Origin of the sequence: Salinicola halophyticus, assembly GCF_003206695.1 — a bacterium.
Taxonomy (GTDB): domain Bacteria; phylum Pseudomonadota; class Gammaproteobacteria; order Pseudomonadales; family Halomonadaceae; genus Salinicola; species Salinicola halophyticus.
In genome coordinates this window covers 48,073-64,912 of sequence record NZ_PZJN01000009.1, presented here as the reverse complement: position 1 = coordinate 64,912, position 16,840 = coordinate 48,073, and the positions used below count along the sequence as shown (strand labels likewise).

The following is a 16,840-nucleotide window of genomic DNA, read 5'->3' as shown; positions in this document are numbered from 1 at the left end:
ATCAGCGTTGCAAGATCGGTGTGGCAAGACCGGTGTGGCGGCAAGACCGGCTCACGCCGCGTCGAGCTGCGCCGACCACTGCGCATACCACTCTCGGAACAGCGCGTACTGGGTATCGACGTAGCGGCGCTGCGCATCGCTCAGGGCGTCGCTTTCGTTGAAGTGCAGTTCGTAGGCGCTGTCGCCGTTGAGTACCATCAGGTACTTGTAGAAAAGCACCAGATCCACGCCTTCATCGAAGGAGGAGAGCACCGCCAGCGCGGACTCCAGCTCCTGAGCCAGGCGCCGGGCTTGGGGATCGCCCTTGGCGGCTTTCTTGCTCAGCGCGACTAGCTGCAGCACTTCCCGCGGCAGCGCATTGCCGACCCCGGTTATGGCGCCGGTGGCGTTGCAGTTGACGAAGCCGTGAAATACCTGGGTATCGACGCCGACCATCAGGCTGACGTCGTCGTCCTGGGAGGTGATGTGCTCGGCCGCGTAGCGCAGGTCGTCTGCACCGCCGAACTCCTTGAACCCGATCAGATTGGGATGTTCGCGACGCAGCTCGAAGAACAGCTCGGTGCGGGTGGCGAAGCCGTAATAGGGGCTGTTGTAGATCACCGCCGGCAGCTCAGGGGCGGCTTTCAGAATCGCCGAGAAGTGCGCCTTCTGCGCCGCGGACGCGGTACCGCGAGAGAGCACGCGAGGAATGACCATCAGCCCCTGGGCGCCGACCTTGGCCGCGTGGGCGGCGTGGGAGACGGCTTCCTTCGAGTTGACCGCGCCGGTACCGACGATGACGGGTACGCCGGCGGCAACCAGTCGAGCCACGCCTTCCTGGCGTTCGGCCTCGCTCAGTAGCGGCCAGTCGCCCATCGAGCCGCAGTAGACCACCGCGCGCATGCCGAGATCGACCAGCTCGCGACCCTTGGCGACCAGCGCGTCGTAGTCGGGCGTGCGATCGGCGGTGCAAGGGGTCATCAGGGCGGGAATGCAGCCGGTAAAGATGGAGTCGTTCATGGTCTTCCTCTGGAATCTGTTGGTGATCGGTCGGGATGATTTCCCCGATGACTATTTCCTGTAGGGCTATGACGCGGTGATGCCCCAGGCAAATGGATCGTTTTCGTCGATCAGCAGGGTGGCATCGGCGGTCATGTAAGCGCTGCCGGTAATGAACGGACGCACCATGCCCTGCGCCTGGTCTTCCCATGCATAGCGTCCCTCGAAGCGGCTGCCGGTGATGCTGGCCTGGACCCAGGTCTCGCCGGGAGCCAGCTTGCCGTCGGCGGCGAGACATGCCAGCTTGGCGCTGGTGCCGGTGCCACAGGGGGAGCGGTCGTAGGCCTTGCCGGGGCAGAGCACGAAGTTGCGGCTATCGGCGGGTTTGATGGTGCCGGCGGCGGTGGCGATGTCTTCGGCAAACAGCTCGATATGATCGATATGACCCTCGTTGTCGCCGGTGATCTTCTGGGCGTCCAGCGCCTGCCGGATGGCCCAGGTGAAGGCCGTGAGCGCTTCCTCGTTGGCCAGGGTCACCTGTTGATCATGCTCGCCGACCAGGAAAAACCAGTTGCCGCCCCAGGCGATATCGCCGTGGACCACGCCGTAGCCGGGCACCTCGAGCGGCACTCGCTGACGATAGCGATAGGCGGGCACGTTGCGCACCGTCACCGCGCCGTCTTCATGCAGCGTGGCGCTGACCGGGCCGACGGTGGTGTCGATCTTGTGTTCGCCGGGCGCGATCATTCCGAAATGATGCAGCGATGCCACCAGACCGATCGTGCCGTGGCCGCACATGCCCAGGTAGCCTGAGTTGTTGAAAAAGATCACGCCGCAGGTCGCGCCTGGCGTAACCGGTTCGCAGTAGAGCGCGCCGACCAGTACGTCATTGCCACGTGGCTCCAGCAGGCAGGCGCGCCGCCAGTGATCGTGGGATTCGCGCAGTGCGTCGCGCTTCTCGACCAGGGTGTCGCCCGGCAAGGTCGGGAAGCCGTTCATGACTAGGCGCGTCGGCTCTCCCCCGGTATGGGAGTCGATGACATGGATGCGCTTCATGCAGGCTTTCCTCTGATCTGGACGGGCTCGCAAACTTCGGAGCAAGCATCGGGGTGCGTGATTCACGTATTGTAGATTTTATACAATCTTCGCGACGCAATGTGAAGCCGTGTCGTAAGGGAAATCCGGCGTGACACAAAAAACCGGCGCGGAAGGCGCCGGTAAGGGAGAGAACGCTAGGCGTTCAAGGAGACAGAGCGGACGTCTACGAGGCGACGGCCGCCGCGGCGGTAGCGCGGCGCATCGCCATCGAATAGAACGTCGCACCGAGCGCGCCGCCGATGAACACCGAGAAGTGGCCGAGATCGCCCAGCGGCAGGAAGTTGATCACGATGCCGATCACGCTCGCCGCGATCACCGCCTTCACCGCCGCCGGATTGAAACCGTTGCGATACCAGTAGGGGCCGTCGGGATCGACGCTGAACAGGGCATCGACATCGATATGCCCGCGGCGGATGCGGTAGTAGTCCATGATCAGGATGCCGTAGAGAGGGCCGATGGCCGCTGCCAGCAGATCGACGGTGTAGTGGATGATCTCCGGGTTGCTGAACAGGTTCCACGGAGTCAGAAAGATCGAGCCGACGGCGGCGATGAAGCCGCCGGTGCGAAAGCTGATCTTGCTCGGTGCCATGTTGGAGAAGTCGAACGCCGGGGCGACGAAATTGGCGACGATGTTGATACCGATGGTCGTCGTCACGAACGTCGCGGCGCCCAGGACGGCGATAAAGGTGTTGTCGAGGCGCGAGACGGTCTCGATCGGGTCGTCGATCATCTCGCCGAAGACCGGAATCGTCGCCGAGACCATCATCACGGTGGTCGCCGAGAACACCAGGAAGTTGACCGGCAGGCCCCAGAAGTTGCCGCGTTTGACGTCATCGAAGGTGCGCGCATAGCGGGTGAAATCGCCGAAGTTGAGCGTCGGGCCGGCAAAATAGCCGGCGACGATGGCGGCCGCGATCACCATCTGCCACAGCTGTTCGCCGGGAGAGAGCTGGATATCGCTCAGGGTAAAGCTGATATTGGCCCAGCCCGCCTGCCACACCAGCCAGGCGGCGAGCGCGAACATCACCAGATAGACCGCCGGGCCGCTCCAGTCGATGAAGCGGCGGATCGAGTCCATGCCGCGCCAGAACACGATCGCCTGCAGGCACCACAGCAGCATGAAGCTGATCCAGCCCAGGTAGGAAAGCCCCAGGAAGCTGGGGCCGGCCAGCGATTCCATACCGGGGAACAGCCGCAGGATCACGATGGTCAGGGCGTTGGAGGCCAGATAGGTCTGAATGCCGTACCACACCACCGCGATCAGGCCACGAATCATCGCCGGTATATTGGCGCCCAAAACACCGAACGAGAGCCGACAGATGACCGGGAACGGCACCGCGGCTTTCTGGCTCGGCCTCGCCATCAGGTTGGCGAAGATCTGGACGATGCAGATGCCCACCAGCAGCGAGATCAGCACCTGCCAGCCGGCCAGGCCGAGCGCGAACAGGCTGGCGGCGACCACGTAGCCGCCGACGCTGTGAACGTCGGAGAGCCAGAAAGCGAGGATGTTGTACCAGTTCCAGTTCTGTGTGGTTGGCGCCAGGTCGGCGTTGTAGAGCCGATCGCTGTAGCCGGGAGGTTGTTGCGACATGGCGTGTGCCCTCCGCGGGGCCGTCTTGTGATTGTGATCCCATTTTTTGTATACAAGACGTGTGCCATTTTGGCCATTAACGATGGTCTAAGGTTGTCGCAATTGGGCAGGAGACGGTCGTCGATGAATAATCACGTCGCAGACCAAGGCGTTAGGCCGTGGGGTTTCATCAGGACCTGTTCGCTGGATCTCGGTAAAGTGCGCTCTACAGAGCCTATTAAACAGGTTTAGAAGCTCATGATGAGTGGCAGAGCATGATCAAGGCGCAAAATATTGATCCTCTGCACTCTATCGGTGCGAGAAACGGTATCGATGGGTTTTGTGTACGATAGCCGGATTCAGAAAGCCGAAACCAACAATTGCGGCCGACATTTGAAACTGACCAAAGGGGAATAGAGATCATGATGGAATTGACCGCGCGGCCCCTGACGGCGGAGGCGTTCGCGCCGTTCGGCGACGTGATCGATGCGCGCACCAGCGCCGCTTTCCCGATCAACAGCGGGCGTACCCAGCGACATCACGATCTGGCTCGGGTGGAGATTCTGGACGCGCCGTCACGACCGCTGATCAGCGTGTTCGTGAGCCAGCCGGTCTCGTTGCCGCTGGAGATCGAGCTGCTGGAGCGCCATCCGCTGGGCAGCCAGGCATTCATGCCGCTGCACGAGGAGCGCTTCATCGTCGTGGTGGCGCCGCCGGGAGACGAGGTCGATCCGATGAGGATCTGTGCCTTCGTCACCGACGGTCGCCAGGGCGTCAACTATCGCGCCGGTACCTGGCATGCGATCCATTCGGTGCTGGAGCATGAAGGGGAGTTTCTGGTCGTCGACCGCGGCGGCGCGGACAATCTCGACGAGCGACCGATGGCGATTCGGGTGCTGATGGCATGACATGGAACGACGACGCCCCGCTAGAGAGAGGGGCGTCGAAGGCATCATCTTGCCATTGGCTCAGACCGATTTGCTGCCGCTGATCGCCGCAGCCGGATCTTCATCCAGCTCCATGCGCTCGCGTTCGTCGTCGATGATCTTGAGCGCCTGCTCCGGAGTCACTTTGGAGGCCGGCGTGACCAGGCTGACGATGACGCCAACGACCAGCGCGACCAGCACCGCCGGAATGCTGGGGTTGCCCCAGAAGGCCGTCCAGCTGTCCACGTTGATCACTGCCAGCGACGTCGCTGACGCGGCGATCAGGGTGGCGATGGCGCCCTGCCAGTTGTAGCGCGGCCAGAAACGCCCCAGTACGCCACACACGAACATGCCGGCCATGACGGTCGCGATCATGCTGGTGATATAGCTGATCACGTTGTTGGAGGTCAGCGCGAACAGCAGCGCCAGGCCGATGGTAGCGACCAGCGCCAGCCGCGACAGCCCGACGACCTTGCGGGCCGACGGGGTGTGACCGGTGAACAGCACGTAGACATCGCGCAGCAGAATGGAAACGCCAGCGATGGCATCCGAACTCGCGCTCGACATGGTCGCCGACAGCCCGGCGACCAGCAGCAGCAGGCCGAGCCACAGCGGCAGGATCTCGGTGGCCAGGAACGGGAAAGCGAAGTTGCTGTTGTCGAGGCTAGGGTTCAGCGCATGGGTCGCCATGCCGATGATCGCCGGAATGATCGAGAAGAACAGATAGAGAACGCCGGTGATGATGAACGACTTGCGCACCGAGCTGACCGAATTGCCGGAGTAGATCCGCTGGCGGTAGGAGGGCGTTGCCAGCACGCCGACGGCGATGACGGCGGCGAGAGAGATCGCCGGTATCAGTCCGATCTTGTCGACACCCAGGAAACTGGTGGCCGCGACATCCATGTTGGTGCCGAGACCCGAGAAACCGCCGACTTCGACCAGCGCGATGATCGCCATCACGATGAAACCGACGAACAGGATCACGGCCTGCACGGTATCGGTCCAGATCACAGCCATGTAGCCGCCGATCACGCAGTAGATACCGAAGCCCAGCGCGACCAGAATGCGGGCAGTGGTCAGATCGATCCCCGCCATCCATGACAGATAGAGCCCGCCGCCGAGAATGTGCGCGCCCAGCCAGCCGATGCAGGCGATATAGATCAGCACGGCGACGATGTTGCGCACCCAACGATTGGCGCCGACGTAGTAGGAAAGCTCTTCGCTCATGGTCATGAAGCGGAAGCGGCGAACCGGCGCGAAGCACAACGCCAGCAGGATCACGCCGATGGAACCGCCGATACCGTAGAGCGCGCCGGCCCAGCCGTTGGCGTAGCCGAAACCGACGGCGCCCATGCTGGAACCGGTGCCGACCATGGTCGCCACCGTGGTACCGATGGTCAGAAAGATCGGGACGCTACGTCCGCCGAGCAGGAAATCGTCGCCGCTGCCGCGACTGTTGCGAGAAACCCACCACCCGAACGCGATCATGATGATCACGTAGGCGATAAAGGTCCCGAGGAAAACGTGACTGTTCATAATGACCTCTTATAATTGTCGTTCCGGTCGTTGCCGCGACCGGAGCAGTGTGGAATGTCATGGCCTATGGGGTTTTTCACTGCGGTCGCGCCCTTGCCGGGGCGCGGCCACCTTTCTTGCAGATGTTCCAAAGCGTCTCTTCAACGCATTCGATCAACTTTCGGGCGATGCGTACGCGCAGGCGCTTATCAGGCGCGATCAGCGCGATAGCACTTGATGTCCACCTCAACCTTACAGTCCACCACCAGGTCCTGAACGCTGCAGATCCGCGCCGGCGGGTGATCGCCAAACACTTCCTTGAACACCTTGTTGAACGAGCTGAAATAGCGCGCGTCGGTCAGCACCGCGGTGACATGGACGACGTCCTCGACGCCATAGCCGGCTTCCTCGGCGATCTTCAGGCAGTTGGCGAACGCCAGCCGCGACTGCTCGACGATGCTGCCTTCGACGACTTCGCCGTCGGTCATTGGAGTCTGGCCGGAAACGAACAGCCAGCCGGCCGCTTCGGTGGCGCGGGCGAAGGGCAGTTTCTGGCCACCGGTGCCGACGCCGCCTTCGACGCCATAACGTTTGATGCTCATACGGTTTTCTCCTGGGTTGTCTCAATGATCGGGTGGGTAACTCGAGTAAAAATCATGATGCGGTGCGGGAAGGCCGGGCCGACAGCCGGACCTGACGCCGCAGCAGTCGTCCGGCCCTATGTTCGCTGGCCTCGCCCTGGCGATAGCTGACCACGCCGTTGACGACGACCAGCTCGATGCCGCCGGCCCTGGCGATCGGCGCGGTGTAGGTCGCGGTGTCCTCGAGCGTGTCGAGGTCGAACAGCACCAGATCAGCGAAGGCGCCGACACGGATTTCGCCGCGATCGGTCAGGCCGAAGTTGGCGGCGGAAAGCCCGGTCATCTTGCGCACCGCCTCGGTCAGCGGCAGCAGTTTCAGATCGCGACTGTAATGCGCCAGCACCCGCGGGAACGCGCCCCACAGCCGCGGGTGCGGATGCGGATCGTTGGGCAGGCCGTCGGAGCCGACCATCGACAACGGATGCGACAGCACCTGACGCATGTCCGCCTCGCTCATGTTGTGATAGACAGCGCCGGCCGGCTGCAGACGCCGGGCCGCGTCCATCAGCGACAGATCCCACTGTTCCGCGATCGCCTTCAGCGGCTGGCGGGCCATCTCCGGGTGCGGGTCGGACCAGGTGATGAAAATGTCGATCTCGTCGGTGACCTGACCCAGATCCAGCGTCGAGGAACCGGCGGTGTAGGGGTAACAGTCGCAGTGCACGCCGTGGGATAGCGCGGCATCGTCGAGCTTGGCCAGCGCCTTGGGCGCGTTGCCCCAGTTGCCGGCGCCGGCACACTTGAGGTGCGAGATCACCAGCGGTGCCTGGCCGTGTCTGGCGGTGGCGAAGGCCTCGTCCATCGCCTCGGGGAGGCCCGCGAACTCATCGCGCAGATGCGTGGTATAGACGCCACCGGCGCGGCCGACGGCCTCGACCAGCGTATTCATCTCGGCCGTGGGTGCGTGATAGGCGTTGCGGTAGGCGAGTCCGGAGCTCATGCCCACGGCGCCCTCGGCCAGCGCGATTTCCAGCTGTTCGCGCATCGCGGCAATTTCACCATTGCTGGCGGCCCGGTCAAAGCGATCCATGACCTGGCTGCGCAGGCTGGTGTGGCCGATCAGCGCCGCCACGTTGACGCTCGGCTGTGCCTTGGCGATCGCCTCGGCATAGGCGGCAAACGTCGGATAGCGGAAGTCTTCCGCCCGACCCAGCAGGTTCATCGGGTCCGGCACTTCGCCGGAGAGCCGCACGGGGCTGGCGCTGATGCCGCAGTTGCCGACCACTACCGTGGTGACGCCCTGGGACAGTTTCGGCAGCATTTCCGGCTGGCGAATGACATTGGTGTCGTCATGGGTATGCACATCGATGAAGCCGGGGGTGAGAATCAGCCCTTCGGCATCGATGACCGTTCCCGCCTCCTCGCCGTCCAGATCACCGATGGCGACGATCCGGTCGTCGTCGATCGCGATGTCGGCGATGAAAGGCTCGCGTCCGCTGCCGTCGATGATGCTGGCGCGGCGAATCAACAAATCGTGGGACATCGTGACTCCTGGATGATGGTTCCCGGAGAGCGCTCCCGGGCGCTCAATCCCCCAGCGGCTGGCGGTTGTCGCCGCCGCGGTGGGCATCGAGAGTGATCTTGAGTCGTCGCAGCTTGTCGCGAGTGCGCGAGCGATGCCGCAAGGCCAGGCCAAGCGCCAGCATGTCGATGGCGGCCATCATGGCGTAGCGCGACGACGACGGAAAATAGATGTAGTCGGTCTCGCGGGCCGCCAGCGGCAACGTGATATTGGCTACCTTGGCCAGCGGCGAACCGGCCGCGGTGACGGCCAGCACCCGAGCGCCATACTGGCGAGCCAGCTCGGCCGCCTCGACGATTTCCGGGGTATAGCCGGTGACCGAAAGCGCCACCACGACGTCATCGGGTTCCAGTGTCGAGGCGACCATGCGTGGCAGCAGCGACTGCGGATAGGCGCTGATCGCGTAGCCGAGACGAACCAGCCGGAACTGCATCTCCTGCGCCATCACCGTCGAGCCGCCGCCGGCACCGAACACCAGAATCTGGCGAGCGTCGTCGAGCATCGCCACCGCGCCCTCGACGTCGGCCTGCTCCATCAGCGTGCGATTGAGCGCCAGGGTCTGGGCGGCGGTGTCGTAGATCACCCCCAGGCCGTCGTCCTCGCTGGCTTCCTGGATAAAACGGCGACCGGCCGCCAGCGCCCGAGTCAGGCGGGTCTTGAGATCGCGCACGTTGCGGCAGTCCACCGCGCGGGCGAAACGAGTCACGCTGGCATCGCTCACCTCGGCGCGCCTGGCGATCTCGCCGATGCTCGCTTCCGCGACGAAATCGATATCATCGAAGATCAGGTTAGCCACCTTCTTCTCCGCCTCGCGCAGACTCGGCAGACAGGCGGTGATATGCGACAGGATGTCGATCTGCTGGCTCACGCGGCATACCTTGGCATGACTTCAAACGGGATTCGAACTCGCTTGGTACTTTCTAACCTAGAATTTATTTTTATGAAAGTTGTTATCTCTCGCGGGCGAGACTTTCCGACCAAGGTATGAGGCCTGCGACTTGCCGGTTAACTTTCCAGAGCTCCCGCAGATGTCGTTCAGGTCAGGCAGATGTCGTTCAGATCAGAATGAAGAGGTCTTGAGAAAGGCCTGCAGGCGGGGCGACTCCGGGTGCATGAACAATCTTTCGGGCGGGCCCTGCTCGGCGATCCGGCCATCCTCCATGAACACGACCTTGTCGGAGACGTCCCGGGCAAATCGCATTTCATGCGTGACCAGCACCATGGTCATGCCTTCCTGGGCAAGCGAGCGAATCGTCTCCAGCACCTCGCCGACGCGCTCCGGATCGAGCGCAGAAGTGGCCTCGTCGAACAGCATCACCTTGGGATTCATGGCGATGGCGCGCGCGATCGCGACACGCTGCTGCTGGCCGCCGGAGAGTTGCGAGGGTCGGTAATCCCGACGTTCGAGCATGCCGACTCGCTCCAGCCAATGATCCCCGAGCTCGATCGCCTGGTTTTTCGGCATGCCCCGCACCTTGGTCAGCCCGAGCGTGACGTTGTCCAGCGCGCTCATGTGCGGGAACAGGTTGAACGACTGAAAGACCATGCCGGTCATTGCCCGCTGACGCGCGATTTCATGCTCGCCCACCCGTGCCCGTTGGCCACGCCGCGTGTGATAGCCGATCGCTTCGCCACCGATCAGTACCTCGCCCTGATGGAACTCTTCGAGCAGATTGAGGCATCGCAGCAGGGTGGTCTTGCCCGAACCGCTGGCGCCGATGACCGAGACGACCTCGCCCTCTGCGACCGTAAAGTCGATGCCTTTGAGCACTTCGAGCTCGCCGAATCGCTTGTGTAGCGCGCGCACTTCCACGATAGGGGTCATACCATTCTCCGGGTGGGCTGTTCGAGACGCCGACCAATGAAGCGCCCGACCTGCTCGATGGCGAAGTCGATCAGGAAATAGATCACACCGGCCAGCAGGTAGAACTGCATGTTGAGAAAATTGTTGCTGATGATCTGCTGGGTGGTTAGCAGTAGTTCGGCGACGCCAATGACCGACAGCAGCGTCGACGCCTTGACCATCTCCACCGCAGCAGTGATCCATGTCGGCAGGGCATAACGCAGCGCCTGGGGAAACAGGATGTAGCGGAAGATGCCGCCGAAGGTGAGGCCGATGGCGCGTCCGGCCTCGATTTGACCGCGCGACAGGGATTGTAGTGCGCCACGCAGGATTTCTCCGACGTGGGAAGCGCAGAACAGAGTGAGCGCCAGCGCGCCGGCCTGGAAGGCGGTGAGGTTGAAGCCTACGGCGGAAGAGACGTAGAAGGTCGCCAGCACCAGAACCAGCACGGGCGTACCGCGGATGATGTCGATATAGAGCCGGGCCGGCCATCGCAGTGGCTTGTTGCCATAGGTGACGGCAATGCCGATCACGATGCCCAGCACGGTTCCGGCCAGAATGGCGATCAGCGATACCGCGAAGGTGATCGCCGTTCCGTGCAGCAGCGCATCACGGTTGTTCACGACCTCGTTGAAGAAGTAGCTCCAGTCCATGTCAGGTTTTCTCCAGCACGAGCCGTTTTTCCATGGCTCTCAGCACGAGCGTGATGGCATAGCAGCAAACGATGTAGAGGAGCGACGCGACGAGCCAGACTTCGATGACTCGAAAGGTTTCGGAGTTGATCTTGCGGGCATAGAACGTCAGCTCGGGAACCGCGATGGTGGCCGCCAGCGAGGTGTCCTTGAACAGCGAGATGAAGTTGTTGCCGAACGCCGGCAGCGCGTTGCGAAACATGATCGGTAGCACGATGTAGCGCTTGATCCGGAACGATGTCAGGCCGATCGCCTGTCCGGCTTCGATCAATCCCTGGGGGACGCTCAACAGGCCACCCCGGAAGACCTCGGCCATATAGGCACTGGCGTAAAGCGACAGGGCCACGATGAAGCTGGTGATCTTGTCCAGCGACAGCCCCAACTGCGGCATGCCGAAGAACAGAAACAGCACGATCACCAGGATCGGCAGATTGCGCAGGATCGAGATCCAGGTGAAGGCTAGGCTGCGAAGCCATCGATTCGGCGCACGACTGGCGAAGGCGACCACCAGTCCGAGCGCGGAGCCAATCGCGATCGACACCAGTGCCAGCAGCAGACCAAGACCGATGCCACTCAGCAGTATCGGCCACTGATCGAAAATGGGAGCGAAATTGAAGTGATAGTTCATGAGCGTTCGTCTGCCTGGTCGAGCGGTTTGGCAGGGCGCTGCCGAACCCTATGAGTTCGGCAGCGCCAAAACCGGGATTTAACGCATTTCGGCAGGGAAACCGGTTTTCGGTGCCGGGGGACGCTCGCCGAACCATTGTTCGAAGGCATCGGAATAGCGCTGGAACTCGACGCCGTACATGGCTTCTTCGAGAGTGGTGTTGACGAAATTCAACCAGCGCTGATCGTCGGGCGACACGGCGCAGGCGTAGGATTGCGGATTCCAGCTGTAGCCGGCATCGACGTAGCGATCACCGTTATTCTTCATGTACCACTTCAAGGTCGAAAGGTCGGTCGCGACCGCTGCGGCACGATGGGAGTTGAGGGCCTGATAGATCAGATTCTGGCTTTCATACTGGTCGACCTCGGCTTCCGGCAGTGCCTGATGGACCATCTCCTCGGCATAGACGTTCTGCAGCACGGCAACCGTGATGTCGCTGCCGGCCGCCTTGAGCGCGTCGTAATCGCCGTAGTCGCCGCCCTTGAGCATCAGCAGGCCGACGCCCTCGCGATAGTAGGGCACGGTGAAAGCGACCTGTTGCGCACGTGCCGCCGTGACAGTCATCCCTTGGCAGGAGATGTCGACCTTGTTCGTCAGCAGGTTGGGAATTCGGGCATCCGAAGACTGGTTGACGAAACGGACTTTACTGGGATCGTTGAACAGACCTTGAGCCAGAATATGGCCGATGTCGGCATCGAATCCGACGGTCTGGCCATTGTCGGTGAAGTGCCAGGGGGGATTCGAACTACCGGTGCCGACGACCAGTTCGCCACGGTCCAGCACCGTCTGCAGGGTATCGGCCTGGGCGTGGGTGGCGGCAAGTGAGGGGATGAGGGCGACCGCCGCAACGGCGCTCAGCGCTTTGAGGATCGTTTTCATGGGAGTGGGCTCGTATTGTTGCTGTTGTTTGTCCGATATATCGGATTGTTGTCCGATTTACCGGATGAATTTATACTGCACCTATTCACCGGCTCTGCGCAAGGGTGTCATTCAGCGGCGCCTAACCGGGTAGATCGGACCCGTAGCACCATCAACGAGGTGATATGAGCGATTCCAGCACCAGGCCTTCCAGCACCACCACATCTTCCAGCGCCGCGGCTCCTCGCGCCCGCGGGGTCGATCGCGTTATCGCCCTGTGCGAACAGCTACATCTTCATCGTCAGCCGATGACGCCGAAGGCGTTGATGGAGGCGACGGGCGCGCCCCGTTCCAGCGTTTACGAGCTGATCAACCTGCTCAGTGAAGCGGGGTGGTTGGAGACGGAGAGTGACGGACGGGTCTTTTTCGGCCGGGCGATGCACTATTTCGGACTCGACTACGCGGATCACAACGATCTGCTGAAGCGTGCGCGACCGGTCATGCGTGAGCTGTCGGCGCGCTACGACGAGACTACCCAGCTGTGCATGCTGGATGGCGACAAGTACACCGTGATGCTCAACGAAAACGGTGCCAGACCGTTTCGCATCAGCTCCGAAGTCGGGGTCAAGGTGCCGATCCCGTGGACGGCGTCCGGGCGCGTCCTGCTGGGTGGCATGAGCAGGGAAGCCATGCTGGGGCTGGTACCGGATGAGGACTTCATGCTCCCCGACGGTGAGCGAATCGATATCGACGGTTTCATTGCGGAGATCGAACTGACGCAACAGCGTGGCTATGCGCTCACCGAAGGTCTGGTCGACAGCTTCGCCTGCTGTATGGCCGTGCCGATCCACGAAGGTACCGACCGAGCCCGGGCCACGCTCTGCTTCACGATCGGTCGTGATGCCGATGAATCGCGGCGCGAAACTCTGATCGGCGCGCTGCGCGAAGCGTCGTTCATGCTCTCCAACACAGATTGAGCCTGCCGAGACCCCTATCCGGAGAAAGACAATGAACAATATGACTGCTTCAAGAAACGCATCGGCGGCCGTGGAGAAAGGCACGCCGCTTTCGACCCCCGCTAATCTGCTGACGGACGTCCCGTTGCCGGCGGCGGCGATCTTCGAGGCGCCGCTGGCGCACAATCTGGCCTGGATGCAGCGCTTCGCGGACGACCACGGCGCCAAGCTCGCGCCTCACGGCAAGACGACCATGACTCCGGCGCTGTTCAAACGTCAGATCGAGGCGGGGGCCTGGGGTATCACGCTGGCGACGGCAGTGCAGACGGTGGCGGCGCATGCTCACGGCATCGACCGGGTGCTGATGGTCAATCAACTGGTGGGGCGACCCAACATGGCGCTGGTGGCGGACGCCATCGAGGCAGGGCTGGATTACTACTGCGTGGTCGACGGTGCGGATAACGTTCGCGACCTGGGGGCGTTCTTCGCCGCACGAGGTCTTACGCTCAATGTACTGATCGAGCTGGGCATCGATGGCGGCCGCTGCGGCTGCCGTACTGCCTCGCAGGTCGACGCCCTGGTAACCGCCATTGCCGAGCAGCCGGCACTGGCGCTGGTGGGCATCGAAGGGTACGAAGGCATGATTGGCGGCGGTGACGAGGTCGCGGCCGTACGCGCCTACGGTGAGCGGCTGGTCGACACCGTTCGCACGTTGCAGGCCAGCGGTGTGCTCAAACGTCAGGCGCCGATCGTTACCGCTTCCGGTTCCAAATGGTTCGACCTGATCGCCGAGGCGTTTGACCTAGCAGAACTGCGCGAACACTACACGCCGGTGCTGCGACCGGGCTGCTACGTGGTGCACGATCACAAGCTCTATGCCGGCGCGATGGATGCGGTCAAGGCTCGTGACCCCAAGCTCGAAGGCGAGCTACAGCCGGCGCTCGAGGTGTTCGCCCACGTGCAGTCGCTACCCGAGCCGGGTCTGGCGATCATTGCGCTGGGCAAGCGCGATATCGGCCACGAGCCGGATCTGCCGCTGCCGCTACGGCTCTATTCCCTGCATGGCGAGAGCGCGGCGCCGATCGACATCAGCGGGTGGCGAACGACAAACATCATGGATCAGCACGTCTTTCTCGAGGTGCCGACGACTGCCGAGATCGCCGTTGGCGATGTCATCGCTTTCGGCACCTCGCATCCCTGCCTGACCTTCGACAAGTGGCGGCGCATGCTGCTGGTCGACGAGCAGCTGGCGGTTATGGAAGTGCTGGAGACCTGGTTCTGAGCGGCTGTCGCTTCGGCAATTAAAAAAGTGGAAATGGTTTCCATAAATATTGACGGCCGGCCGTTGCTCGCTTAACTTGGCGTTCGAGAGCATTCGGTAACGGGCGGGTCTCGTTATCGGTGCCGACATTTTCAAGATGAAGCGCGCGGCAAGCCGACTCGGCGATTGCGCGGTTCATTTCCCGAGCGCTCTTCCGTCGGGATGAGACCTAACGAATCATTGACGGAAGTTGTTGTGGCGAGCCATTTGGCTCGCCTTTTTTATGCCTGTCTTTCGAGCCGGATCGGGTTGGGCCGAGCTCGGTGCCAGGATGGGAAATGTGAATCAAAACGCTGTTTGGTTGTTTCCTTGCCGTGGGTTAAGTCTAATGCAAAGTACTGACGTCAATTCGACGTATGGTGCATTTCGACTGCCACAAGAGGCGATAGTGTGACTCATCAAGGACGAACGCCCGCTCAAGGAGTTTCAGAGCGGCTGAAAGCGCTCATGGCCACTGGCTTGGGAATCACGAGCCTGACCTGTGCCGGGCTGGCTCAGGCACAGCTCGAGGAGCTGGATGTCATGAAGAATCCGGCCACGGCGGAAAAGCCTTTCGAGGGCACGGCCGAGCTCGGCTATCATAAGATCAGCGGCAACAGTAATAGCGAGAGCCTGCTTGCCGGGGCGGATATGACCTGGTTCAACGCGCCTTGGTCCTACAATCTGCAGCTGAGCGCGAGGAGCGCCAGTGACGATGACGAGACCTCGGCGGAGGAGTATCTGGTCGCCGGGCGCACGCGTTACAACCTCTCCACCTACAACTATCTGTTTGGCCTGGCCCGCTGGGACAAGGACCGCTTCTCGGGTTACGACTCTCAGTCGACCCTGGTTGGCGGCTACGGGCGACAGTTGCTCATCGGTCCGCCGCAATCGCTGACCGTGGAAGCGGGCCCGGGTGTACGCCACGACGAGTATGAAGAGGGCGGCCATGACAACGTCGGCCTGCTCTACGCCGGGTTGGACTACGACTGGCAATTCTCCGAGACGTCGAAGTTCTCGCAAGCGCTGGCGACCGAGGCCTCGGAGGAGAACATCATCGGCCGCTCGGAAACGGCACTGACGGTGGCGATGAACGACACGCTGTCGCTCAAGGTGTCCTACGAGGTCGAGTTCAACGACAACCCGCCGCCGGGCGCTTCCAGTCAGACCGATACCACCACGGGTGTCTCGCTGGTTTATAATTTGTGATCGCCGCATGATCGCGAAATCAAAAAACGGGGCCTCGGCCCCGTTTCTCGTTCGATTCGTGTCGTCATCTCCGCCGATTCAGTTCTGAACCGATATGACGGAGCCCCCGTCGACACGAACGTTGCTGCCGTTGACGAACGAGGCGTGCTGCGACACCAGCATGGCGATGACGAAAGCCACTTCCCCGACCTCGCCACGGCGTTTGGCGACGATGCCGGGACGTTCTTCCTCGAGAAAGCTTTCGATCGCCTGTTCGAAGGAACAGCCGAGTTGCTCGGCGCGCTGTTTCATCATGCCGTCGGTCATCGGCGTCGCAATGAAGGCTGGGGCCACGGTGTTGCAGAGCACCCCATGGGCGGCTTCCTTATAGGAGAGATTCTTGATGAACGTGCTGAGCGAGGCTTTGGCGGTGTTGTAGACCGCTTCTTCCCAGTAGGGCTGAACGGTGTTTTCCGAGGTGATGCAGATGAAGCGGCCCCAGCCGCGCTCGCGCATCGCCGGAATCGTCGCTCGCGCGAGTCGCACCGCCGAGAAGAAATCGATCTCCCAGGCGTCGCGGTAATCGTCGTCGCTGAGTTCCAGCGGATCGCCCTTGGCACCGGTGACGCCTGCCGTGTGGACGACGATGTCGACCGCACCGAAGCGCTCGATTCCCTGGCGAACCAGCGCATCGACTTCTTCCTGATGGGTCACGTCGGCGATGACACAGAGCGGATCGCCATCGATTTCACTGGCAGCCTGGGCGAGGGCGTCTGCATCGAGATCGCTGAGAATCAGATTGACGCCTTCGGCGGCCAGCTGTCTTGCCGTTGCCAGACCGATACCGCTCTGAGCGCCCGTGATCAGCGCTGTCTTGCCTCGAATAGCCAGATCCATGGTCAAGCCTCCTTGCTCAATGCCGGATTGCTGCGAAGGTAGAGATTTTCGAATCTCCAGCATGGTCAAGGTCGCGGATTCTCGCCAATTCCGGCTGCAAACGGGCTTTGTCTTGCGGTGGTGGCATCGCGGCGCAAGAATAGGGCTCCGCACTCGGTATCATCGATTCAAAACCGCTGGAAAAGCGGT

16 protein-coding genes are annotated in these 16,840 nt (G+C 62.1%); 4 read left to right on the top strand and 12 right to left on the bottom strand.

Annotated features, from left to right (window positions below; translation table 11 throughout):
• Positions 1 to 51 precede the first annotated feature (51 nt).
• The 3 genes from DOM58_RS14265 to DOM58_RS14255 form a co-directional block, all read right to left on the bottom strand.
• Positions 52 to 999: a dihydrodipicolinate synthase family protein gene (locus DOM58_RS14265; protein WP_110693401.1), complete on the bottom strand. Its 948-nt coding sequence runs from the start codon at positions 997 to 999 to the stop codon at positions 52 to 54.
• Positions 1,000 to 1,065: 66 nt separating this feature from the next.
• A complete protein-coding gene (locus DOM58_RS14260) occupies positions 1,066 to 2,034 on the bottom strand; it encodes a 4-hydroxyproline epimerase (RefSeq protein WP_110693400.1) in 969 nt (322 codons plus the stop codon).
• A gap of 205 nt (positions 2,035 to 2,239) precedes the next feature.
• Positions 2,240 to 3,667, bottom strand: coding sequence for an NCS1 family nucleobase:cation symporter-1 (locus DOM58_RS14255; RefSeq protein ID WP_110693399.1), 1,428 nt, complete (start codon positions 3,665 to 3,667; stop codon positions 2,240 to 2,242).
• A 401-nt stretch (positions 3,668 to 4,068) separates the two neighbouring features.
• Here DOM58_RS14255 and DOM58_RS14250 point away from each other — a divergent pair, with 401 nt between their 5' ends.
• Positions 4,069 to 4,554, top strand: coding sequence for an ureidoglycolate lyase (locus DOM58_RS14250; protein WP_110693398.1), 486 nt, complete (start codon positions 4,069 to 4,071; stop codon positions 4,552 to 4,554).
• A gap of 60 nt (positions 4,555 to 4,614) precedes the next feature.
• Here the strand turns inward: DOM58_RS14250 and DOM58_RS14245 are convergent, their stop codons facing one another.
• From DOM58_RS14245 to DOM58_RS14210, 8 genes are all read right to left on the bottom strand, one after another.
• The gene (locus DOM58_RS14245; RefSeq protein ID WP_110693397.1) at positions 4,615 to 6,108 is read right to left on the bottom strand and encodes a sodium:solute symporter family protein; all 1,494 of its coding nucleotides are present in this window, start codon (positions 6,106 to 6,108) and stop codon (positions 4,615 to 4,617) included.
• Positions 6,109 to 6,296: 188 nt separating this feature from the next.
• A complete protein-coding gene (locus tag DOM58_RS14240) occupies positions 6,297 to 6,689 on the bottom strand; it encodes a RidA family protein (protein ID WP_075560924.1) in 393 nt (130 codons plus the stop codon).
• Between the two features lie 52 nt (positions 6,690 to 6,741).
• Positions 6,742 to 8,211 (bottom strand): N-acyl-D-amino-acid deacylase family protein, encoded by a 1,470-nt coding sequence (locus DOM58_RS14235; RefSeq protein ID WP_110693396.1) that lies wholly within the window; start codon positions 8,209 to 8,211, stop codon positions 6,742 to 6,744.
• A gap of 43 nt (positions 8,212 to 8,254) precedes the next feature.
• Entirely contained in the window at positions 8,255 to 9,118 is an 864-nt protein-coding gene (locus tag DOM58_RS14230) for a MurR/RpiR family transcriptional regulator (RefSeq protein WP_110693395.1), read from the bottom strand.
• Between the two features lie 192 nt (positions 9,119 to 9,310).
• Entirely contained in the window at positions 9,311 to 10,075 is a 765-nt protein-coding gene (locus tag DOM58_RS14225; RefSeq protein ID WP_075560921.1) for an amino acid ABC transporter ATP-binding protein, read from the bottom strand.
• Positions 10,072 to 10,746 carry an amino acid ABC transporter permease gene (locus tag DOM58_RS14220; RefSeq protein ID WP_075560920.1) on the bottom strand — a complete coding sequence of 225 codons (675 nt, stop codon included), beginning with the start codon at positions 10,744 to 10,746 and terminating at the stop codon, positions 10,072 to 10,074. The genes DOM58_RS14225 and DOM58_RS14220 overlap by 4 nt, the downstream gene beginning before the upstream one ends.
• 1 nt (position 10,747) lies before the next feature.
• The gene (locus DOM58_RS14215; protein ID WP_075560919.1) at positions 10,748 to 11,413 is read right to left on the bottom strand and encodes an amino acid ABC transporter permease; all 666 of its coding nucleotides are present in this window, start codon (positions 11,411 to 11,413) and stop codon (positions 10,748 to 10,750) included.
• A 78-nt stretch (positions 11,414 to 11,491) separates the two neighbouring features.
• A complete protein-coding gene (locus tag DOM58_RS14210) occupies positions 11,492 to 12,331 on the bottom strand; it encodes a transporter substrate-binding domain-containing protein (protein ID WP_110693394.1) in 840 nt (279 codons plus the stop codon).
• A 164-nt stretch (positions 12,332 to 12,495) separates the two neighbouring features.
• On the opposite strand from DOM58_RS14210, the gene DOM58_RS14205 reads away from it, so the two are divergent.
• The 3 genes from DOM58_RS14205 to DOM58_RS14195 all read left to right on the top strand — a co-directional run bounded on the left by DOM58_RS14205 (position 12,496) and on the right by DOM58_RS14195 (position 15,775).
• The gene (locus tag DOM58_RS14205) at positions 12,496 to 13,287 is read left to right on the top strand and encodes an IclR family transcriptional regulator (protein ID WP_110693393.1); all 792 of its coding nucleotides are present in this window, start codon (positions 12,496 to 12,498) and stop codon (positions 13,285 to 13,287) included.
• Positions 13,288 to 13,318: 31 nt separating this feature from the next.
• Complete coding sequence (locus DOM58_RS14200) at positions 13,319 to 14,548, top strand: amino acid deaminase (RefSeq protein ID WP_245392283.1); 1,230 nt, start codon at positions 13,319 to 13,321, stop codon at positions 14,546 to 14,548.
• A 486-nt stretch (positions 14,549 to 15,034) separates the two neighbouring features.
• Entirely contained in the window at positions 15,035 to 15,775 is a 741-nt protein-coding gene (locus DOM58_RS14195) for a DUF481 domain-containing protein (protein WP_157957556.1), read from the top strand.
• 78 nt (positions 15,776 to 15,853) lie between these two features.
• Here the strand turns inward: DOM58_RS14195 and DOM58_RS14190 are convergent, their stop codons facing one another.
• Positions 15,854 to 16,651 (bottom strand): SDR family NAD(P)-dependent oxidoreductase, encoded by a 798-nt coding sequence (locus tag DOM58_RS14190; protein ID WP_110693392.1) that lies wholly within the window; start codon positions 16,649 to 16,651, stop codon positions 15,854 to 15,856.
• Positions 16,652 to 16,840 lie beyond the last annotated feature (189 nt).